18 protein-coding genes are annotated in these 19,498 nt (G+C 72.6%); 10 read left to right on the forward strand and 8 right to left on the reverse strand.

Annotated elements, in window-relative coordinates:
- Window positions 1–54: 54 nt before the first annotated feature.
- Window positions 55–1,605 carry a CoA-acylating methylmalonate-semialdehyde dehydrogenase gene (locus ABD230_RS11860; RefSeq protein WP_344373795.1) on the reverse strand — a complete coding sequence of 517 codons (1,551 nt, stop codon included), beginning with the start codon at window positions 1,603–1,605 and terminating at the stop codon, window positions 55–57.
- A gap of 239 nt (window positions 1,606–1,844) precedes the next feature.
- Here ABD230_RS11860 and ABD230_RS11865 point away from each other — a divergent pair, with 239 nt between their 5' ends.
- From ABD230_RS11865 to ABD230_RS11875, 3 genes are all read left to right on the forward strand, one after another.
- Window positions 1,845–3,467 carry a PucR family transcriptional regulator gene (locus ABD230_RS11865; protein ID WP_344374359.1) on the forward strand — a complete coding sequence of 541 codons (1,623 nt, stop codon included), beginning with the start codon at window positions 1,845–1,847 and terminating at the stop codon, window positions 3,465–3,467.
- Between the two features lie 114 nt (window positions 3,468–3,581).
- Entirely contained in the window at window positions 3,582–4,040 is a 459-nt protein-coding gene (locus ABD230_RS11870; RefSeq protein ID WP_344373796.1) for a VOC family protein, read from the forward strand.
- Between the two features lie 11 nt (window positions 4,041–4,051).
- The gene (locus tag ABD230_RS11875; protein ID WP_344373799.1) at window positions 4,052–4,777 is read left to right on the forward strand and encodes a winged helix-turn-helix transcriptional regulator; all 726 of its coding nucleotides are present in this window, start codon (window positions 4,052–4,054) and stop codon (window positions 4,775–4,777) included.
- 43 nt (window positions 4,778–4,820) lie between these two features.
- Here ABD230_RS11875 and ABD230_RS11880 read toward each other — a convergent pair whose 3' ends face one another.
- Window positions 4,821–5,177, reverse strand: a complete 357-nt coding sequence (locus tag ABD230_RS11880; protein WP_344373801.1) for a YciI family protein — start codon at window positions 5,175–5,177, stop codon at window positions 4,821–4,823.
- A gap of 147 nt (window positions 5,178–5,324) precedes the next feature.
- On the opposite strand from ABD230_RS11880, the gene ABD230_RS11885 reads away from it, so the two are divergent.
- A complete protein-coding gene (locus ABD230_RS11885) occupies window positions 5,325–7,004 on the forward strand; it encodes an alkaline phosphatase D family protein (protein WP_344373803.1) in 1,680 nt (559 codons plus the stop codon).
- A gap of 29 nt (window positions 7,005–7,033) precedes the next feature.
- Here ABD230_RS11885 and ABD230_RS11890 read toward each other — a convergent pair whose 3' ends face one another.
- Window positions 7,034–8,197, reverse strand: a complete 1,164-nt coding sequence (locus tag ABD230_RS11890) for a DmpA family aminopeptidase (protein WP_344373805.1) — start codon at window positions 8,195–8,197, stop codon at window positions 7,034–7,036.
- A 142-nt stretch (window positions 8,198–8,339) separates the two neighbouring features.
- Between ABD230_RS11890 and ABD230_RS11895 the strand changes: the two genes are divergently transcribed.
- Both ABD230_RS11895 and ABD230_RS11900 read left to right on the forward strand, forming a co-directional pair.
- Window positions 8,340–9,821, forward strand: coding sequence for an APC family permease (locus ABD230_RS11895; RefSeq protein ID WP_344373807.1), 1,482 nt, complete (start codon window positions 8,340–8,342; stop codon window positions 9,819–9,821).
- A 15-nt stretch (window positions 9,822–9,836) separates the two neighbouring features.
- Window positions 9,837–10,430: a TetR/AcrR family transcriptional regulator gene (locus ABD230_RS11900; RefSeq protein ID WP_344373809.1), complete on the forward strand. Its 594-nt coding sequence runs from the start codon at window positions 9,837–9,839 to the stop codon at window positions 10,428–10,430.
- A 52-nt stretch (window positions 10,431–10,482) separates the two neighbouring features.
- Here ABD230_RS11900 and ABD230_RS11905 read toward each other — a convergent pair whose 3' ends face one another.
- Together ABD230_RS11905 and ABD230_RS11910 are read right to left on the reverse strand one after the other, a co-directional pair.
- Window positions 10,483–10,866: a cupin domain-containing protein gene (locus ABD230_RS11905; RefSeq protein ID WP_344373811.1), complete on the reverse strand. Its 384-nt coding sequence runs from the start codon at window positions 10,864–10,866 to the stop codon at window positions 10,483–10,485.
- On the reverse strand, window positions 10,863–12,311 hold the full coding sequence (locus tag ABD230_RS11910) for an NAD(P)/FAD-dependent oxidoreductase (protein WP_344373812.1): 1,449 nt from the start codon (window positions 12,309–12,311) through the stop codon (window positions 10,863–10,865). Before ABD230_RS11910 ends, ABD230_RS11905 begins: the two co-directional genes overlap by 4 nt.
- Window positions 12,312–12,482: 171 nt before the next feature.
- Here ABD230_RS11910 and ABD230_RS11915 point away from each other — a divergent pair, with 171 nt between their 5' ends.
- Window positions 12,483–13,289: a glycoside hydrolase family 16 protein gene (locus ABD230_RS11915; RefSeq protein WP_344373814.1), complete on the forward strand. Its 807-nt coding sequence runs from the start codon at window positions 12,483–12,485 to the stop codon at window positions 13,287–13,289.
- A 23-nt stretch (window positions 13,290–13,312) separates the two neighbouring features.
- Here the strand turns inward: ABD230_RS11915 and ABD230_RS11920 are convergent, their stop codons facing one another.
- Entirely contained in the window at window positions 13,313–14,842 is a 1,530-nt protein-coding gene (locus ABD230_RS11920; protein ID WP_344373816.1) for a helix-turn-helix domain-containing protein, read from the reverse strand.
- A gap of 266 nt (window positions 14,843–15,108) precedes the next feature.
- On the opposite strand from ABD230_RS11920, the gene ABD230_RS11925 reads away from it, so the two are divergent.
- Both ABD230_RS11925 and ABD230_RS11930 read left to right on the forward strand, forming a co-directional pair.
- The gene (locus ABD230_RS11925; protein WP_344373818.1) at window positions 15,109–15,582 is read left to right on the forward strand and encodes a hypothetical protein; all 474 of its coding nucleotides are present in this window, start codon (window positions 15,109–15,111) and stop codon (window positions 15,580–15,582) included.
- Window positions 15,583–15,620: 38 nt separating this feature from the next.
- Window positions 15,621–16,268, forward strand: a complete 648-nt coding sequence (locus ABD230_RS11930; protein ID WP_344373821.1) for a GNAT family N-acetyltransferase — start codon at window positions 15,621–15,623, stop codon at window positions 16,266–16,268.
- Between the two features lie 64 nt (window positions 16,269–16,332).
- Here the strand turns inward: ABD230_RS11930 and ABD230_RS11935 are convergent, their stop codons facing one another.
- Window positions 16,333–16,755 (reverse strand): VOC family protein, encoded by a 423-nt coding sequence (locus ABD230_RS11935; RefSeq protein WP_344373824.1) that lies wholly within the window; start codon window positions 16,753–16,755, stop codon window positions 16,333–16,335.
- A 100-nt stretch (window positions 16,756–16,855) separates the two neighbouring features.
- Here ABD230_RS11935 and ABD230_RS11940 point away from each other — a divergent pair, with 100 nt between their 5' ends.
- Window positions 16,856–17,797 carry a helix-turn-helix transcriptional regulator gene (locus tag ABD230_RS11940; RefSeq protein ID WP_344373826.1) on the forward strand — a complete coding sequence of 314 codons (942 nt, stop codon included), beginning with the start codon at window positions 16,856–16,858 and terminating at the stop codon, window positions 17,795–17,797.
- Between the two features lie 24 nt (window positions 17,798–17,821).
- Here the strand turns inward: ABD230_RS11940 and ABD230_RS11945 are convergent, their stop codons facing one another.
- Window positions 17,822–19,498 carry an amidohydrolase gene (locus ABD230_RS11945; RefSeq protein ID WP_344373828.1) on the reverse strand — a complete coding sequence of 559 codons (1,677 nt, stop codon included), beginning with the start codon at window positions 19,496–19,498 and terminating at the stop codon, window positions 17,822–17,824.

A 19,498-nucleotide genomic window follows, 5' to 3' on the forward strand; every position in this document is an offset into this window, starting at 1 on the left:
GTTCCGCAAGGGCGCGGGGAACGGTTCGCGTCACTTCGGTGGAGAGATGCGAGGTCAGTGGTTCTGGGGGAAGCCGAGGTTGAGGCCGCCGTGGGTGGCGGGGTCGAGCCAGCGGCTGGTGATGGCCTTCTCGCGGGTGAAGAAGTCGAAGCCGTGGACGCCGTACGCCTTGCTGTCGCCGAAGAGGGACTGCTTCCAGCCGCCGAAGGAGTGGTAGGCGACGGGCACGGGGATGGGCACGTTGATGCCGATCATGCCGACCTGGACCTCGTTCTGGAAGCGGCGTGCGGCGCCGCCGTCGTTGGTGAAGATCGCGGTGCCGTTGCCGAACTGGCCGGAGTTGATGAGGTCCAGGCCCTCGTCGTAGCTCTCGACGCGGACGACGGAGAGCACCGGGCCGAAGATCTCCTCGGTGTAGGCCCGGGACGTGGTGGGGACCTGGTCCAGGAGGGTGGGGCCGAAGAAGAAGCCGTCCTCGTGGCCGTCGATGGTCAGTCCGCGGCCGTCGACGACGACGGTCGCACCGTCGGCTTCGGCGATGTCGACGTAGGAGGCGACCTTGTCGCGGTGCACGTCGGTGATCAGCGGGCCCATGTCGGGCTCGACGCCATCGACGCCGGCGCCGTTGCCGATCTTGAGCCGGCCGATGCGTTCGGTGATCTTCTCGATGAGCTCGTCCGCGACGGGCTCGACGGCCAGCACGACCGAGATCGCCATGCAGCGTTCCCCGGCGGCGCCGTACCCGGCGTTCACGGCCTGGTCGGCGACGAGGTCGAGGTCGGCGTCGGGCAGCACCAGCATGTGGTTCTTCGCGCCGCCGAGGGCCTGGACGCGCTTGCCGTGCTTCGAGGCGGTCTCGTAGATGTACTGCGCGATCGGCGTCGAACCGACGAACGAGATCGACTGCACGACCGGGGAGGTGAGCAGGCCGTCGACGGCGAGCTTGTCGCCCTGCAGGACGGTGAACACGCCGTCGGGCAGGCCGGCCTCCTTCCACAGCTCGGCCAGCCACAGCGCCGCCGACGGGTCCTTCTCGGAGGGCTTGAGGACGACGGCGTTGCCCGCGGCGATCGCGATCGGGAAGAACCACATCGGCACCATCGCGGGGAAGTTGAACGGCGAGATGACGCCGACCACGCCGAGGGGCTGCTTCAGGGAGTACACGTCGATGCCCGACGAGGCGTTCTCGGAGAACGCGCCCTTGATCAGGTGCGGGAACCCGGTCGCGAGCTCCACGACCTCCTGGCCGCGGAGGATCTCGCCCATCGCGTCGGAGAGCACCTTGCCGTGCTCGCGCGTGATGATCGCCGCCAGCTCGCCCTTCCGAGAGTTCAAGAGCTCACGGAACGCGAACAGCACCGTCTGGCGCTTCGCGATCGAGTAGTCCTTCCAGACGCGGTAGCCGCGCTCGGCCGACGCGATCGCCGCGTCGATCTCGGCCTGGTCGGCCAGGGCCACCTCGGCCTGCACGGCGCCCGTGGCCGGGTTGTGCACGGGTGCCGTCCGGCCCGAGGTCGAGGCGCGCAGCGCGCCGTCGATCCAGTGTCCGATCTGCGGCACCTCGCTCGTCGATGCGGGCGAAGCGGCGGTCTCCGTGATGCTCATGGCGATCCTTCGGTACGTCGGGTGGCGAACGATGCCCAGGCAGCCGTCCGTCGGGTGTGCAAGAGTGCCGAGCCTTGGACCGGACAGATCGACCGGGATCGTCTAGGCTGGCGTTTCCCCAGTCTTACAGAGGCAGAGAGGCCGAGCCGATGCCAGAGCGTCGCGAAGACCCAGCAGATCGAACGGATCGTCCGAGAGGGTCGGCGAGTGGTCCGGCGACGGACGACTCGTTGCCGACCGTGCGCGAGATCCTCGCGATCGACGCGGTCGCGGCGGGCGTGCCGGAGGTGCTCGTGGGCGATGAGGCGCTCGACGCGCGGGTCCGCTGGGTCCACGTGTCCGACAGCGCGGGAGTGGCCCGACTGCTCGACGGCGGCGAGCTGCTGCTCTCCACGGGGTCGGGCTGGCCGACCGAGCCCGACGAGCTGCGCGCCTTCATCGCGGGGCTCGTCGATGCGGGTGTCGCGGGGCTCGTGCTCGAGCTCGGCGCCCACTACCGGTACGTGCCCGCGGTCGTGCATCGCTCGGCGGCGGAGCACGGCCTCGCCCTCGCCGCGCTGCACCGCGAGGTGAAGTTCGTCGGCCTGACCCAGGCCGTGCACCGGCGCATCATCTCCGAGCAGACGGCCGCCCTGCATGCGCGCGACGAGGTGCGCGAGCGCTTCACGGCCCTCACGCTGCGGGGCGCCCCGGCCGACTACATCGTGCAGCAGCTCGCGCAGACCCTCGACGCACCGGTCGTGCTCGAGAACCTCGCGCACGAGGTGGTCGCCGCCGACCTGCCGCCCGCGTCGGAGGAGGACGTGCTCTCCGGGTGGCAGCTGCGCTCGCGCGACGCCCACCGGCGTGACGCGGACCTGCGCCGGCGCGTCGGCGGCGGTGCGGCGAACGCCGTCGCGGCCGCGGCGCCCGATGCGTGGCTGATCGTGCCGGTCGAGGCGCGCGGCATCCGCTGGGGGCACCTGGTCGCCCTGCCGGGTCCCGCGCATCCGGCGGGTCGGCTGGGCGTGCTCGAGCAGGGGGCCATCGCGCTCGCCCTCGGCCGCCTCGCCGACGGCGACGACGACGCGTGGGGCCGGATCGGCCGGCAGCGCCTCGTGGAGCACCTGCTCGGCGGCCGGTTCGCGGCGCCGGGCGGTGCGGTCGCGCGGCTGGAGGCGGCCGGCCTGCCCGTTCGCGGTGCCGACCTGTACGGCCTCGTCGTGACGGGCCGCGCCGCCGACGGCGATGCCGATGCGGCCGCCCGCGCGCTGGGCGGGCGGGCGCTCGACGGCCGGCCGGTGGGGGCGAACGCGGTCGCCTCGGCGCGGGTGCTGCTGCTGTCGCTGCCGGCGGGCACGCGGTTCGACGACGCAGCAGCCCACGGCATGGCGCTCGCGCTCGCGGGAGCACCCCGTGGGGGAGCGACGGATGTCGCGGGCGTCGCCCTCGCGATCGGCGGCCGCGCCGACGACCTCGACGGCCTCCTCGTCTCGGTGCAGGAGGCCCTCGACCTGGCCCGCACGCCGGTCCCACGGCAGGCGCGGGGCCCGGTCGTGCGCCGGTCGCACGACCGGCCGCTGGTGCGGCTCGTCACGGCGCTGCGCGACGACCACCGGCTGCAGGAGCTCGGCGAGTCGATGCTCGCGCCGCTCATCGAGTACGACCTGGCGCGCGGCGGAGACCTGCTCGACGTGCTCGGTGCGATGCTCGCGCATCCGGGCAACCGCACGGCCGCCGCGCAGGCGAGCCACCTGTCGCGGTCGGTCTTCTACCAGCGGCTCGCGCTGATCGGCGACCTGCTCGGGGCGGATCTCGACGATGGCGAGACGCTCGCGGCGCTGCACCTGGCGCTGCTCGTGCGGCGCAGCGGCGTGCGCTGACGGGGCCGCGCGGCATCCGTTCACTTGCTATTGACAAGTTCACTTGCAAAGAGCAAGCTAACGGATGACGGCCGACCGGCCGGACCCGACCACCCGGACATCCCAGGGGGAACCATGACCACCAGCATCTTCGTGAACCTGCCGACCACCGACCTCGAGCGCTCCAAGGCGTTCTACGAGGGCCTCGGCTTCACCATCAACCCGGCGTTCACCGACGAGAACGCGGCGTGCGTCGTGCTCGACGAGAACATCTACTTCATGGTGCTCACCAAGGAGTACCTCGGCACCTTCACCGACAAGCAGATCATCGACACCACGACGCAGGCGCAGACCAGCATCGCCTTCACCCGCGACTCGCGCGAGGAGGTCGACGAGGTGCTCGCCAAGGGGCTCGCGGCCGGCGGCACCGAGCCGCGCGACGCGCAGGACTACGGCTTCATGTACTCGCGCGACCTCGAGGACCCGGACGGCAACATCCTCGGGTTCCTGTTCATGGAGCCCGCCGCAGCGCAGATGGGTCCCGACGCGTACCTGGCGCAGCAGGAGGCCGCGGCGGCGGCGACCGGCGCCTGACGGGGCGCGTCGTGGCGGCACGGTCCCCGCGCGGCTTCGGCCAGTACAGCGGGATCGCGCGGGCCCTCGAGCGGGTCGGCGAGCGGTGGGCGCTGCTCATCCTCCGGGACCTGCTCGTCGGCCCGCGCCGCTACAGCGACCTCAAGGCGGCGCTGCCGCGAATCCCGACGAACATCCTGAGCGACCGGCTCAAGGAGCTCCAGGAGGCGGGCCTCATCCGACGGGTGCCGATCGTGCGCGGCGGCTACGAGCTGACACCACTCGGCCGTGAGGTCGAGCCCGTGGTGCTCGCGCTCGAGCGATGGGGGTGGTCGGTGCTCGGCGACCCGGGCGGCGACGAGGCGGTGAGCCACGAGGCGCTCGCCATGGCCCTGCGCTCGGCGTTCCGAGCGGATGCCGCGGCCGCGCTGCCGCCGACCGAGTACGTGCTGCACGTCGGACGCGCCTCGGTCGCGGCCGTCGTCGACGGCACCGACCTCGAGGTCGTGCCGATCGGACCCGACGCGGTGCCGCAGCCCAGGCCGACCGTCGGGGCGGATGCCACGACCGCGAGCGTCGAGTTCGCCCTCGATCCCCCCGGGCTGCGCGACCTCATCGCCGGCCGGACGGATGCCGCGGCCGTCCCGGTGCTCGCCGGCGACGCCGACGGGGTGGCGCGCTTCGCGCGCACCTTCCGCATCGAGCCCGTCGAGCCGCCCGACGACGCGGCGGGCGGCCTCGCGGCATCCGTCGCCTGAACGCGGCCGGGCGGCCGCGGGCCCGCCGGGACCAGGCCGGCGGTCAGCTCCCCGGAGGGATGACCCCGCCGCTGTGCACGGGTCGCACCTCGACGCCGCCCCTGCTCGAGCGGACCGCAGGGTTCTCGCGCGCGATCGCGACCGCCGCGTCGAGGTCGGGCGCCTCCAGCACGTAGTACCCGGCGACGAACGGCGCGTCGGGCACGAACGGTCCGGCGGCGACCCCGCTCCGGCGGATCGAGAGCGCCTCGGCGCGCGGCGTCAAGGCGTAGGCGAGGATCATCGAGCCCGAGGCCGCCAGCTCCTCGGCGTGCCGATCGTTCTCCTCGAGTTCGGCCTCGGACGCGTCGAGGGCGTGCGCCGACTCGTCGGCGTAGATGAGGACGGCGAACTGCGGCATGGAAGCTCCTTCCGTGGGCGCAGCCGATCCTGCCAGCGACCTCCGACGCGGGGGAGGGCCTTGACGCCGGGCGGGCCGCCGTGGAGCGGTCCTCCGGGCCATCGCAACCCCGTGACGTGCGACGGGGCGGCGGGGTAGAACGAGGTGATGACCTCCCCGCTGATCCTCGGTCCCATGCTCCGCCACGTCGGCGAGACCTCCGCGACGATCTGGGTCGAGACCGAGGCGGCCGCGACCGTGCGCGTCCGGGCCGACGGCCGCAGCTGGCAGGCGCGGACCTTCGCCGTGCACGACCACCACTACGCCCTCGTCGAGCTCGACGGACTCGAGCCCGGTGCCGTGCTGCCCTATGAGGTCGACGTCGACGGCGAGCGGGCCTGGCCGGAGCCGGACTCGGAGTACCCGGCATCCGTCGTCGCGACCTGGGAGACCGGCCGGCGCCTCCGCCTCGCGTACGGATCGTGCCGGACCAGCGTGCCGCACGACCTGCAGGGCAACCTGACGCACGGCGTCGACGCGATGCGCACGTTCGCGCTCGCGCTCGCCGACGGCTACGCCGAACGGCCGGACCTCATGATGTTCCTCGGCGACCAGGTCTACGCCGACATCACCTCGGAGGAGATGCAGGAGTTCATCCGGAACAAGCGCGACATCGACGAGGAGCCGGGGGAGGAGCTGAAGGACTACGAGGAGTACGCCCACCTGTACCGGCTCGCGTGGTCCGACCCGGCCAACCGCTGGCTGCTCTCGACCGTGCCGACCGCGATGATCTTCGACGACCACGACGTGCGCGACGACTGGAACGCCTCGCACGACTGGAAGCAGAAGATGGAGGCCACCTCCTGGTGGCACGGCCGCATCGTCGCCGGGCTCGGCTCGTACTGGGTCTACCAGCACCTCGGCAACCTCACCCCGGAGGAGCGGGCCGACGACGAGCTCTGGCAGCGGATCGCCGGGCACGACGGCGACGACGAGATCGACCTCACCGACGAGGTCGACGCGTTCGCCGACCGCGCCGACCAGGAGCCGACCAGCGTGCGATGGAGCTACACGCGCGACTTCGACGACATCCGCCTCGTCGTCGTCGACTCCCGCGCCGCGCGCCGGCTCGACCCGGATGCCCGGGCCCTGCTCGATCCCGACGAACTCGACTGGTTCGACGCACAGCTGCGAGGCGGCTTCCGCCATGTGCTCATCGCGACGTCCCTCCCGTTCCTCCTCCCGATGGGACTGCACAACGTCGAGGCCTGGGACGAGGCGATCTCCCAGGGCGCCTGGGGTCGGAGGGCCGCCGGTGTCGGCGAGGTGCTCCGCCAGGCGGTCGACCTCGAGCACTGGGGGGCCTGGCAGGACACGTTCCAGAAGGTGGCGCGGATGGTGCGGGAGCTCGCCGCAGGCGAGCGCGGGCCCGCACCGCAGAACGTGCTGTTCCTCGCGGGCGACGTGCACTACTCCTACCTCGCCCAGGTCGACCGCGACGACGTGCCGGGAGCGCGGGTCCTGCAGGCGGTCTGCTCGCCCATCCGGAACCCGCTGCCGCGCGTCATGCGGTGGTTCTCGGTCGTGATGTCGTACGGTGCAGCGACGCCGATCGGCCGACTCGCCGCACGCTCGGCCAAGGTGCCCGACGCGCCGTTCCGCTGGCGCACCGTGAAGGGGCCGTGGTTCGCGAACAACCTGGCGATGCTCGTCGACGCGCCCGACGAGCTCCGGCTCTCGTGGCACACGGGCGTGGTCGACGACGGCGACCAGCGGCATCCGCACCTCGAGCAGGTCGCCGACGTGCGGGTCCCGGCGGACCCGCGGGCCCGGGTGACCTCCGGCTGACGGGCCGGGTGCTCGCCCGCCCGGGAGGCTCAGGCCGCCGTGTCCGCCCGGCCGCCGAAGGCGGCGCGCACCTCGTGGTGGGGGAGCGCGACGTTCGCGTGCCCGTCGCGGCCGACCATGTCGCGGGCGCCGACGAGGGCGTTCGCGACGGCCTCCTCGGTCGCCTGCACGACGGCCTCGAAGTAGGGGTCGATGCGGCCCCACGGCACGTAGCGGGCGGTCTCGTACGGGTCGTCGCCGACCGCTCCCGTCGGGATGTTCGAGGTGAACGCGCCCGCGTTGCCGGTGGAGCAGGCGAGGAAGATGTCGCCCGAGAAGTGGCTGCCGCTCGTGCCGGTGCGCGCGAGGCCGAGGGGCACGCGTCGGGCGAGCGCCTCGCACTGGCCGGGCAGCAGCGGGGCGTCGGTGACCACGATGCCGATGACGCTGCCCGAGCCGGCGCGCACGCGCGCCCGCGCGCCGTCGCGGACGAACCACTCGAGGTCCTCGTACGGGTTCGGCGCCGCCGTCTCCCGGCCGAGCGGTGCGCCCGCGAGCCGCAGCTCGTACCGGCTGCCGAAGTTCGCCTGCAGGAACACGCCGACGGTGTGGGTCTCGTCGCCGAAGGCGACGACGCGCGATGCCGTGCCCGAGCCGCCCTTGAAGCCGTAGCAGTTCATGCCGGTGCCGCCGCCGACGTTGCCCTCGGCGACCGGGCCGCTCGCGGCCGACTCGATCGCGAGGATCGCGTGCTCCGGGCGCACGTGGCCCGCGTTGATCTGGTTGAGGTAGCCGTCCCACGTCTCGCCGACGACGGGGAGCATCCACTCGGCTGCGAGCCCGGGGTGCACCTCGTGCGCCCAGCGGTCGATGCCCGTGTGCACGGCGCCGACGGCGTGGCTGTTCGTGATGCCGATGGGCAGGGTCAGCGAGCCGGACTCCTCGATCCAGCTCCGACCGGTGAGCTCGCCGTTGCCGTTCAGCGAGTGGATGCCCGCGGCGCAGGGGATGCCGGCGCCCTCGCGCCCGCGGGGGAGGATCGCCGTCACGCCGGTGCGCGCGACGAGGTCGTCGCCCGGCGCGCCCTCGACGATCGTCGCGTACCCGACCTCGACGCCCGGGACGTCGGTGATCGCGTTCCACCGGCCGGGCGTGCCGTCGAACGGCACGCCGAGGTCGCGGGCGCGGACGTGGGGGTGCGGCGTGGCGGTCATCATCGACTCCAGAGACTCGAACAGTTGTTCAGAATTTGTGGATTCTGAGAATAACAGTCTTGACAGCGCGAGTCGACTAGAACTTGAATGCATGTTCAGATTCTGATCCCGACCAGCGCCGAGCGCATGAGGAGACGTGGCAATGACGCAGCAGATCCAGCAGACGACCGGGACCGGTTCACCGCCGGCCCCCGACCGGGGCGCACCCGGACGGCTCGCCGGTGGCCGGCTCCGAGTGTGGGACATCGTGTTCTTCGTGGTCTCGGCGGCCGCCCCGCTGACCGTCGTCGCGAGCGCCGCGCCCACCGCCATGCGGCTCGGCGGCGTCGGCGCGGCCGGCGCGCTGCTCATGTGCGGCGTGATCCTGATCTTCTTCGCGATCGGCTTCACCGCGATGTCGCGCCACGTCCGCAACACCGGCGCCTTCTACGCCTACGCCGCACGCGGGCTCGGCAAGCCGGCCGGCATCGGGACGGCGCTGGCCGCGGTGTTCGCCTACATCGTGCTCTCCGTGAGCTTCTACGGGTTCCTCGGGTTCTTCGCCCAGCTGACCATCGCCGACCTGTTCGGGCTCGACCTCCCGTGGCCGATCTGGTCGCTCGTCGCCGCCGCGTGCGTTGCCTTCCTCGGCTACCGCAAGGTGGACGTCGGAGCCAAGGTGCTCGCCGTGCTGCTCACCGCCGAGGTCGGCATCCTGCTCGTGCTCTCGATCGCCGTGCTGGCGAACGGCGGACCCGAGCCCTGGAGCGCCGCCCCGTTCACCCCCGAGGCCGTGTTCCTCGCCCCGGGCGTCGCCGCGCTCTTCGTCATGGGCTTCGGCGCCTACATGGGTTTCGAGGGCACCGCCATCTACGCCGAGGAGGCGAAGGACCCGGCTCGCACGGTGCCGATCGCCACGTACATCGCCATCGGCTTCCTCGCCGTCTTCTACGCCTTCACGTTCTGGATGCTCACGGTCGCCTTCGGCATCGAGGGCGTCATCGGACTCGTCTCGAGCGACGACTTCGAGTCGACGGTGTTCATCGCGGGCGACCAGTACCTCGGCGCCTGGGCCGGCACGGTGCTGCAGGTGCTCATCGTCACGAGCTTCTTCGCCTGCCTGCTCGCCTTCCACAACGCGTCGAGCCGCTACGCGTACTCGCTCGCCCGCGAGGGACTGCTCCCGAAGCGGCTCGCCCGCACCCACGCCACCAGCAGGGCGCCGCACGTGGCGAGCACGACGATCGCCGCGATCGCCGTGGTCGCGATCCTCGTCGGCTGGGCCACGGGTGCCGACCCGATCCTGCAGCTCGGCATCTGGTCGTACGGCGCCGGCGTCGCGGGTCTCGTGTTCGCGCAGGCGGTCGCCGCGGTCTCGGTCATCGGCTTCTTCGCCCGCGACCGGCGCGGCTACGGACGGTTCCGCGTGGTCGTGGCTCCGATCATCGGCGCGGCCGGCCTGATCGGGGGGTTCCTGCTCATCGTGCTCAACTTCGAGTACGTGACGGGTCTCGACCCCGCCGCGAACGCGCTGCTCATCCTGCCCACCCCGGTGCTGTTCGTGGCCGGTATCGTGTGGGGACTGGTCCTCCGCCGCCGCAACCCGGCGCAGTACGCCGCGCTGGCGGAGTCCAAGGCCGAATGACCCCGGAACGGTGACGTGAAGCAGTCCACGAAACAGGCGCAGCGCCGCGACGCACTCGTCGCGGCGCTGCGCCGCGTCGCCGGGGAGCGCGGCATCCTGCAGGCGAACGTGCGCACCGTGGCCGCGGAGGCCGAGGTCAGCGCGGGCAGCGTGCTGTACTACTTCCCGACGTTCGACGACCTCGTTGCCGCGGCCGTCGAGGGCGTGCTCGAGGAGTTCTACGAGCGTCGGCGTCGGATCGCCGAGGAGGTCGCGGACCCGGTCGAACGACTCCGGGCGATGATCGAGGCCGGCATCCCCGACGAGATCAGCGACGACCTCCGGATCGTCTACGAGAGCATCGCGCTGCTCCCGGAGCGGCCGCAGCTGCGCCCCCTGCACCGCTCGATCGTCGAGCGCCAGGTCATGCTGTACCGCACGACCCTCGAGATCGGGGCCGGCGTCGGCGCCTTCCGGCCGCGGATGCCCGTCGCGGCGATCGCACGGAACCTCGTCGCGCTCGAGGACTCGTACGACCTGTACCCGCTGCTCGGCCTCGGGCTCGACCGGGCCGAGTGCCGCCGCGCGGTGCTCGACTACGCGGCGCTCGCGCTCGACTGCGAGCTCTGACACGAGGGCGGTGCCGGCGGTGCGGCCCGGTTCGGGAGTCCGCCGCGCGCGCTCAGCGCGCGATGAAGAGCTTCCGCAGCGTCTCGGTCACGGTCCAGACCGTCGACATGCCGGCGTCGAGCCGCACGATCGAGCCCGGCCGGAGCTCGACGGCCGGCAGCGCCGGCTCCACGAACTCGACCCGGGCGCGCCCCGCGATCACGAGGAACACCTCGTCGACCTCGACGTCGCGCATCGTGCCCGGCGTCATCTCCCAGATGCCGAGCTCGCCCGCGCGGTCGCCGTCGGCGTGCTCGTCGAGCGCGGCGTAGCCGGTCGTGGGCGCGCCGGCGACGACCTGGTCGTCCGGCACGGGCTCGTGCGCGAGCGGCAGGCTCGCGGCATCCGTCATCGCCCCGCCGAGGAGGCGGGCGGGCGGGGGTTCCTGCGCGCTCACGAGTCGAACCCGAGACCGACGGCGTCGAGGGTCTTGAGCAGCACGTTGCGTCGTCCTCCGTGGTGGTCGGCGCGGTCGAGCGACCAGCGCGTGGCGTTGATGCCGAGGGATGCCGCGGGCTCGGGCGGGAACGGCAGCGGCCGCGTCCGCACCATCTTCAGGCGCGTGCGCTCGGTGTCGCGGCCCGCGAGCAGGTCGAGCATCGTCTCGGCCATGAACCGCGTCGAGGCGACGCCGAGCCCGGTGAAGCCGGATGCGTACGCGACGCGGCCGTCGCGGGCGAGCCCAGTGAAGGCCGTGAACTGCGTCGACGTGTCGATCGCGCCGGCCCACTTGTGGGTGAAGCGGAGGCCCTCGAGCTGCGGGTACGTCGTGAGGAAGTGGCTCGCGAGCTTCTCGAAGCTCTCCGGCCGGTCCTCGTAGCCGTCGCGGACGCGGCCGCCGAAGTGGTAGATCGCGTCGTAGCCGCCGTAGAGGATGCGGCCGTCGCGCGTGGGGCGCGAGTAGTGGAACTGGTTCGCCATGTCGCCCACGCCCTGCCGGTTCGCCCAGCCGATCGACGCCTGCTGCTCGTCGGTGAGGGGCTCGGTCATGAGCACGTAGTCGTAGACCGGGACGGTCATCAGCCGGTTGCGCTTGAGCAGCGACGGGAAGACGTTCGTGGCGAGCACGGCGCGGGTCGCGTCGATGCGGCCGTGGTCGGTGACCAGCCGGACCGCGCCCGTTGAGCCGGGGCTGTCGAGGCGCTTCACGGGGGAGTCCTCGAAGATCTCGACGCCCGCCTCCTCGGCGACGCGGGCGAGCTCGGCGGCGAGCTTCGCGGGGTGCAGGATGGCGCTCGTGCGCGTGTTCCAGATGGCCCCGAGGTAGGTCGGCGAGTCGACCTCGGCCCGGACCTGGTGCTCGTCGAGCAGCTTCACCGTGTCGTCGCCGCGGCTCGCGGCATCCGCCGCCGCCTCGTGCAGCCATTCGACCTGGTGCGGCTCGACGGCCACGTCGAGGGCGCCGTTGCGCTCGAACTCGACGTCGATGCCGAGCTCGGCCTCGGACGCCTCGATCGCGTCGAGGTTCGCGAGCCCCAGCCGGTCGAGCTCGTCGATCTCGTCGGGCCATCGGCTCAGGCCGTTCTCCCGGCCGTGGGTGAGGCTCGCCTCGCAGAACCCGCCGTTGCGGCCGGACGCGGCCCAGCCGATGCGGCGGGCCTCGACCAGGACGACGTGCAGGTCGGGGTTCGCGCGCTTGGCGAGCACGGCGGTCCAGAGCCCGGTGTAGCCGCCGCCCACGACGGCGAGGTCGGCGACCCGCGTGCCCTCGAGGCGCGGGCGCGGGCGCTTCGCCTCGTCGGCGAGGTCGTCGAGCCAGAACACGCTGCGGCGCGTGTCGGCGAGGCTGTGGGCGATGGCGGATGCCGCGGGGCGGCGGCGTTCGAAGACGGTCGTTCCCATGGCGGGATCACTCCAAGTCGGTCTGGTCCCTCCATCCTGCCCCATATTGCACAACTGGACAATAGGCAGGTCGTCAGGAGGGGCCGTTACCGCCGGACAGGCTGCCCGGTCCTCCGGCCCGCCTGTGGACGGCCGGCCCGGATGTCGGCGGCGTCGGGCAGGATCGAGCGCATGCCCGCAGTGCCGCCCGCTCCTCCCGTGCCGCCGCTCGCCCCGGACCTGCTCGAGTTCGACGCCGACTTCTCCGGCCCCGAGCTCGACCTCGAGCAGTGGGTTCCCCACTACCTGCCGCAGTGGTCGAGTCGCGAGCGCACCCGAGCGCGCTACGACGTCGGCGACGGCGTGCTGCGCCTGCGGGTCGACGCCGACCAGCCCGCGTGGTCGGTCGAGTACGACGGCGCGACCCAGGTGTCGAACCTGCAGACCGCGGTGCGCTCGGGGCCGGTCGGCTCGGCATCGGGGCAGCACCCGTTCCGCGAGGGCCTCGTCGTGCGCGAGGCCCAGGGCGAACGCCGGCTCTTCACGCCGCAGTTCGGTCGCATCGAGGTCGTCGCCGCGATCGACGACGTCGATGAGCACGCCATGGCCGCACTCTGGATGATCGGGGTGGAGGACGACCCGACCCAGTCCGCCGAGATCTGCGTCTTCGAGGTCTACGGCCGCGACATCGCCGACGACGGGAGCGCGCTCGTCGGCATGGGCGTCCACCCCTTCAACGACCCGACGATCACCGACGACTTCGAGCAGGTCCGCGTGCACGACGACGTGCGCGAACCGCACACCTACACCGTCGACTGGCGCCCCGACGAAGTGGTCTTCTCGATCGACGGCCTCGTCCGCAAGCGCGTCGCCCAGTCGCCGCAGTACCCGATGCAGCTCATGCTCAACGTCTACGCGTTCCCGCCCGCCGAGCGCGTCGAGGCGGGGTACCCGGAGTCGTTCGCCGTGCACGCCGTGCGCGGCTACCGCCACGAGTAACTGACGCGCCGCGGGGCGCCGCGTCAGGCGCGCGGCGCGTGGGTCTCGAGGAACTCGTAGACCTCGGTCTGGTCGACGCCCGGGAACGTGCCGGTCGGCAGGGCGGCGAGCAGCGAGGTCGGGGTGCGCGCGGCCGGCCACGAGGCATCCGCCCACTTGCCCGCGAGCTCGTCGGGGGCCCGACGGCAGCACGACTCGTCGGGGCAGCGCGACACCGACCGGCGCGGCGTCTCGCGTCCGCGGAACCACTTCACGTGCTCGAACGGCACGCCCACCGAGACCGAGTACTCGCCCTCCTTGGCCTTCTCGATGCGCGACGTGCACCAGAACGTGCCCGTCGCCGTGTCGGTGTACTGCGAGTACGGGGTGAAGCGGTCCTCGGCGTCGAACACCGTGCGTGCGGTCCACTGCCGGCAGACGGTCGTGCCCTCGACGGCGCCGAGTGCGTCGGACGGGAACCGCACCGAGTCGTTCTCGTACGCCTTGATGATCGTGCCCGACTCGTGGACCTTCATGAAGTGCACGGGGATGTCGAGGCGCGCCGTGGCGAGGTTCGTGAACCGGTGCGCGGCGGTCTCGTACGAGACCGCGAAGTGATCGCGCAGCTCCTCCATCGAGATGCGGCGGAGGTTCTTCGCCTCGGTGAGGAAACGCACCGCCGCCTGCTCGGGCAGGAGGATCGCCGCCGTCAGGTAGTTCGTCTCGATGCGCTGGCGGAGGAAGTCGCCGTAGTTGCCGGGCTCCTCGTGGCCGAGCAGGTGCGACGCCAGCGCCTGCAGGATCGGCGAGCGCGAGTCGCGGGACGGCGACTGCTGCGTGGGCAGGTAGATGCGGCCGTTCCGCTTGTCGGTGACCGAGCGCGTCGAGTGCGGGAGGTCGCCGACGTAGTGCAGCGAGTAGCCGAGCTGGCTGGCCATGTCGGCGACCAGCTGGTGCGAGACCGGACCGCCCGCATGGCCGACGGCCTCGAGGAGCTCGGCGGCCTTGGCCTCGAGCTCGGGGTAGAAGTTGTCGCGCGCCCGCATCTCGGCGCGCAGCTGCGCGTTGGCGCGACGCGCCTCCTCGGGCGTCGCCGCGCGCTCGCGGTGCAGGCGGTCGATCTCGTTGTGCAGCGCGAGGATTGTCTGCAGGGTCTGGTCGCTCATGGTCTTCGCGACGCGGAACGGATCGAGCCCCAGTGCGGAGAAGACCGGGCCGCGCTGCGCGCGCTCGACGGCGATCTCGAGCGCCGCCCGTTCGGACGGGGCATCCGGCCGGAGCAGCTCGTCGGAGCTCGTGCCGAGCGCGAGCGCGATCGTGCGGAGCATCGACAGCCGTGGCTCGCGCTTGCCGTTCTCGATCGCGGAGACCTGGCTCGGGGCCCGGTCGATCGCCTCGGCGAGCTGCCCGAGCGTCATCCCCGCGGCGAGCCGGCGCTCTCGGATGCGGCGGCCGAGGGTCAGCGCGTCGACCTCGTCGGGCCCGGGCTCGGGCGGGGCGCCGACCACGCGGACTGACGTGGCGGCGAACGCGGCGGGCGGAGCCGAGGAACGGGCGCGATCGACGGTGACCATGCCTCATGCTCACATGAGCACGCGGATGGTGCAAACCGAAGAAGTACTGAATTTCTGTCACTGGGTCACGTCTCGCGTCCATCCCGCGCGTAGCGCGATGCGGGCGACGAGAAGAATCCACTGAGTTCCGCGTCGTGGTTCGGCTCGGCGGCCGTCCTCCGACGTGAGTTCGGGAGGATGCTGGGAGCTCGCGGACGACGCCCGCCCCGTGTGACAGGCTGTCGGGAGCCCGCGCCGCCCGCGGGATCCGATCGGAGGACCCGAACATGTCCCTGCGCCTGACCTCCGCGCTCGCCGTGCCGGCGATCGCGATGCTCCTCTTCGCCGGATGCACCGGCACGACCGCGCCCGACTCGTCGGACTCGACGGAGACCTCGCCGTCGGCGGACAGCGGGCCGCAGTCGCTCGACGAGGCGTGCACCGAGCTGCGTGCCGGCCTCCAGGAACTCGAGTCCGTCGATGCCACCGCCCTGCAGGACGACCTCGTCAACGACCCCGAGGCCGCCGTGGCCACGATCGACGAGGTCGAGGCTGCGATCGTCGAGGCGACCTCGTCGATCCGCAACGAGGACCTGCGGCCGCTCGCCGAGGACGCGGAGCAGGCGACGAACACCTACTTCGACGAGATCCGGGCCGCGGCCGAGGACCCGCAGAGCGCCGATGCCGCGATGCTCCAGTCCGGGCTCGAGGAGTTCGCCGCATCGGTCGGCGAACTGCAGACCGCCTGCAACGAAGGCTGAGGTCCGCCTGCGCGGCGGGGGATCGCTACCCTCGTCCAATGGACCTCGTGGACGTCTGGCCGCTCTTCGGCCTGAGCCTTCGCACGCCGCGGCTCGAACTGCGCCTCGTGCGCGACGACGACCTGCCCGGCCTCGCGGAGGCCGCGCTCCGCGGCATCCACGATCCGGCCGTCATGCCGTTCGCCTTCCCGTGGTCCGACGCGCCGCCGGACGAGCTGCGGCGCGAGCTGGCGCGGCACGTCTGGCGCGAACGCGTCGGCACGACCCCCGACGGCTGGACCCTGCTCTTCGCCGTCCTCGAGGACGGCGTGCCGATCGGCATCCAGGACGTGCGCGGCGAGCAGTTCGGGACGCTCCGCACCGTCTCGACGGGATCGTGGCTGACGGCCTCGCGACAGGGGGTCGGGCTCGGCATCGAGATGCGCGCCGCGGTGCTGGCGTTCTGCTTCGACCACCTCGGTGCGGAAGTCGCCGAGTCGGGGGCGATCGACTGGAACGAGCCGTCGCTCGGCGTCTCGCGGCACCTCGGCTACGCGGCCAACGGCGAGCGGCGCGTCGTCTCCCGCGGCGTCGACGTCGCCCGCGAGGTGCTCCTCCGCCTCGAGCCCGCGCAGTTCGTGCGACCGGCGTGGACGCTCGAGGTCAACGGGTTCGACGACGCCGTGCGGGCGCAGATCGGCCTCTGACGCACGCCTCCGGCCGGCCGCGGGCGTGGCGGGCTGCGCACCGGCCGGGCGTCGCTCGCGGACGTCAGTGCACCGCCTCGCGCTCCTCGACGACCTCGAGGTAGTGCACGTTCGTCATGATGCCGAGCACGTTGCCGAACGGGTCGACCACCGATGCGGTCACGAATCCCGGCCCGTGCTCGGTCACCGGCAGGAGCACCGTCGCGCCGAGCTCCTCGAGCCGCGCGAGCGTGCCCTCGAGGTCGTCGACGTGCCAGTGGACGACGGCTCCCGCGGGGCGGTCGCCGAAGGCGGCGGGCGCGAAGCGGCGGTCGATGAGGCCGAGCTCCTGCGAGAGGTCGCCGATCCGGAACTCGGTGTAGACGACGCGGTCGTCGGGACCGCGTCGCGTGAAATAGGGCTCGATGCCGAGCACGTCGGCGTACCAGGCCGCGGCCGCGGCCGGGTCGTCGACGTACAGGTTCACGGTGGCGATGCCTCGCAGCATGGGTCGTCCTCCTCGGATCGGGGCGGTGGATCCGCCGTGTCTCCATGGTCGAATGCAGAAGTGCTCACCATGTGACCACTTTTCCGAGGAGAATCGGTGCATGCGCGCAGACCGGCTCGTGGCGACCCTCCTGGTGATGCAGGCGCGTGGTCGCGTGACCGCGGCGGAGCTCGCGCGGGAACTGGAGGTCTCGGTCGCCACGGCGCGCCGCGACCTCGTCGCGCTCTCCTCGGCCGGCATCCCGGTCTACCCCCAGCCGGGTCGCGGGGGCGGGTGGCAGTTGCTGGGGGAGGGTCGCACGGACCTGAGCGGCCTCACCTCGGGCGAGGCGCGGGCGCTCTTCCTGCTCCTCGGTACCCGAGGGCGCGGCTCGCCCGAGGCCAGGGGTGCGCTGCGCAAGGTGCTCCGCGCGCTCCCCGAGACGTTCCGAGGCGATGCGCAGGCCGCCGCCGGCGCCGTCCTCGAGGACGATGCCGACTGGGAGCGCCGCGCATCCGACACCGGTGCGGTGCGGGAGGTCCTCGCCGACGCGATCGTCGAGCGTCGGGTCGTCCGCATCCGCTACGCGCCCTGGAACCGGGAGCCGGGCGAGCGGATCGTGCGTCCGCTCGGGCTCGTCGACCACCGGGGGACCTGGTACCTCATCGCGGATGCCGACGCCGGTCGGCGGACGTACCGCCTGGATCGGATGAGCGACGCGGACCCGCTCGTGGAGCGGTTCGAGCCTCCGGCCGACTTCGACCTCGGTGACGCATGGGCGGAGGTCGCGACCGCCGCCGCCGGCGCACGCCGACGCAGCACCGCGATCGTGCTCGTCGAGCCCGAGTCCGCAGCGGAGTTCTGCGGCTGGGCCCGCGAAGCCGAACGGATCGCCGTCGAGCCCGACGGGCGGATCCGCGTGCGCGTGGCGGGCCCGAGCGACGACGCGATCACCCGGGCGGTGGCCGGTTGGGCGGAGGTCGCCGAGGTCGTCGAGCCCCGCGAGCTGCGGGAACGGCTCGCCCGGCTCGGCGCGGCGGCCGTGGCGCGGTACGGCGGCTGACGGTCCTCCGGCCGCCCGCGCGGCTCAGGCCGCGCGGACCGCCCCGGCGTCGTCGGCCGCATAGACGCGCTCGCCCTCGACGAAGGTCTGCTCGACCCGCGTCTCGCCGATCCCGTCGGCGGGGCCGGCGAACGGGTCGCGGTCGAGCACCACGAGGTCGGCGTACTTGCCCACCTGGATCGTGCCGGTGACGTCGTCGAGGTGGTTCACCCATGCCGAGCCGGCCGTGTAGGCCGTGAGCGAGGTCGCGAGGTCGATCGCCTGCTCGGGCAGGAACGCCTCGTAGTCGCCCTCCGCGTACGCGGGCGCCGACTTCCGGTTCACGGCCGTGTGGATGGCCGCCATCGGGTCGGGCGTCGAGACCGACCAGTCGCTGCCGGCGGCGAGCACCGCGCCCGAGCGCAGCAGGTCGCCGAACGGGTACTGCCATGCGCTCCGCGGGTCGCCGAGGAACGGCAGCGTCAGGTCCACCATCTGCGGCTCGAGCGCGGCCCACAGCGACTGCATGTTCGCCGCGACGCCCAGTTCGCGGAATCGCGGGATGTCCTCGGGGTGCACGACCTGGATGTGCGCGATGTGGTGGCGGTGGTCGTTGCGGCCGTTCCGCGAGATCGCGTGCTCGACCGCGTCGAGGCACTCGCGCACGGCGCGGTCGCCGATCGCGTGGAAGTGCAGCTGGAACCCGAGCCGGTCGAGCTCGGCGGCGGCAGGGTTCAGCACGGCCGGGTCGACGAACGAGATGCCGGAGTTGTCGGTGAAGTGGCCGTGGCCGTCGCAGTAGGGCTCGAGCATCGAGGCCGTGAAGTTCTCGGCGACGCCGTCCTGCATGATCTTGATGCTCGTGGCGGCGAACCGCCCGGCGCGGTTGGCGTCGCGCTTGGCGACGAGGTCGGGGATCTGCTCGATGCCGCGAGTGCGGTCCCACCAGATGGCGCCGACGACGCGGCCGGTGAGCGTCCCGGCGTCGGCCGCCGCGACGTAGGCGGGCGCCGGGTCGCCGGCATCGCCGTAGCTGCCGACGATCGCGTCCTGCCAGGCCGTGACGCCGAAGGAGTGCAGGTAGCGCTGGCCGAGCAGGAGCGCCTCGGTGAGCGTCTCGACGGTCGTCTCGGGCAGCAGCCGGTTCACGAGCGACATGGCGCCCTCGTGCAGCGTGCCGGTCGGGTTGCCGTCGGCATCGCGCTCGATGCGGCCGTCGGCCGGGTCCGGCGTCTCGCGATCGATGCCCGCGAGGCGCAGCGCCGCGGAGTTGACCCAGGCGCCGTGCCCGTCGCGGTTCGGCAGGAACGCCGGACGGTCGGGCACGATGCAGTCGAGCGAGGCCGCCGTGGGCGTGCCGCCGGGGAACGCCGACATCGACCAGCCGCCGCCGAGCACCCACTCCTCGTCGGGGTTGGCGGCGGAGTAGGCGGCGATCCGCTCGACGTACTCGGCCTCGGTCGCGAACTCCGACAGGTCGCAGCGCATGAGGTCGAGCCCGCCCCACACGGGGTGCACGTGCGCGTCCTGGAAGCCGGGGACGAGGAGCCGGCCGCGCAGGTCGACCACCTCGGTGTCGCGTCCGACGAGCTCGCGCACGTCGTCGTCCGAGCCGACCGCGACGATGCGGCCGCCCCGGACCGCCACCGCGCTCGCGCGCGAGCGGACGGTGTCGGCGGTGAAGACGGGTCCTCCGGTGAAGACGAGGTCGGCGTGGGACAT

Origin of the sequence: Agromyces tropicus, assembly GCF_039531345.1 — a bacterium.
Lineage (GTDB): Bacteria > Actinomycetota > Actinomycetes > Actinomycetales > Microbacteriaceae > Agromyces > Agromyces tropicus.

What these genes read in the sequence shown, in the direction of transcription:
- ABD230_RS11930 (WP_344373821.1), top strand. Translation starts at nt 15,621, where the DNA reads ATGGACCTCGTGGACGTCTGGCCGCTCTTCGGCCTGAGCCTTCGCACG.
- ABD230_RS11935 (WP_344373824.1), bottom strand. Translation starts at nt 16,755, where the DNA reads ATGCTGCGAGGCATCGCCACCGTGAACCTGTACGTCGACGACCCGGCC.
- ABD230_RS11880 (WP_344373801.1), bottom strand. Translation starts at nt 5,177, where the DNA reads ATGCCGCAGTTCGCCGTCCTCATCTACGCCGACGAGTCGGCGCACGCC.
- ABD230_RS11920 (WP_344373816.1), bottom strand. Translation starts at nt 14,842, where the DNA reads ATGGTCACCGTCGATCGCGCCCGTTCCTCGGCTCCGCCCGCCGCGTTC.
- ABD230_RS11925 (WP_344373818.1), top strand. Translation starts at nt 15,109, where the DNA reads ATGTCCCTGCGCCTGACCTCCGCGCTCGCCGTGCCGGCGATCGCGATG.
- ABD230_RS11860 (WP_344373795.1), bottom strand. Translation starts at nt 1,605, where the DNA reads ATGAGCATCACGGAGACCGCCGCTTCGCCCGCATCGACGAGCGAGGTG.
- ABD230_RS11940 (WP_344373826.1), top strand. Translation starts at nt 16,856, where the DNA reads ATGCGCGCAGACCGGCTCGTGGCGACCCTCCTGGTGATGCAGGCGCGT.
- ABD230_RS11945 (WP_344373828.1), bottom strand. Translation starts at nt 19,498, where the DNA reads ATGTCCCACGCCGACCTCGTCTTCACCGGAGGACCCGTCTTCACCGCC.
- ABD230_RS11895 (WP_344373807.1), top strand. Translation starts at nt 8,340, where the DNA reads ATGACGCAGCAGATCCAGCAGACGACCGGGACCGGTTCACCGCCGGCC.
- ABD230_RS11915 (WP_344373814.1), top strand. Translation starts at nt 12,483, where the DNA reads ATGCCCGCAGTGCCGCCCGCTCCTCCCGTGCCGCCGCTCGCCCCGGAC.
- ABD230_RS11910 (WP_344373812.1), bottom strand. Translation starts at nt 12,311, where the DNA reads ATGGGAACGACCGTCTTCGAACGCCGCCGCCCCGCGGCATCCGCCATC.
- ABD230_RS11885 (WP_344373803.1), top strand. Translation starts at nt 5,325, where the DNA reads ATGACCTCCCCGCTGATCCTCGGTCCCATGCTCCGCCACGTCGGCGAG.
- ABD230_RS11870 (WP_344373796.1), top strand. Translation starts at nt 3,582, where the DNA reads ATGACCACCAGCATCTTCGTGAACCTGCCGACCACCGACCTCGAGCGC.
- ABD230_RS11890 (WP_344373805.1), bottom strand. Translation starts at nt 8,197, where the DNA reads ATGACCGCCACGCCGCACCCCCACGTCCGCGCCCGCGACCTCGGCGTG.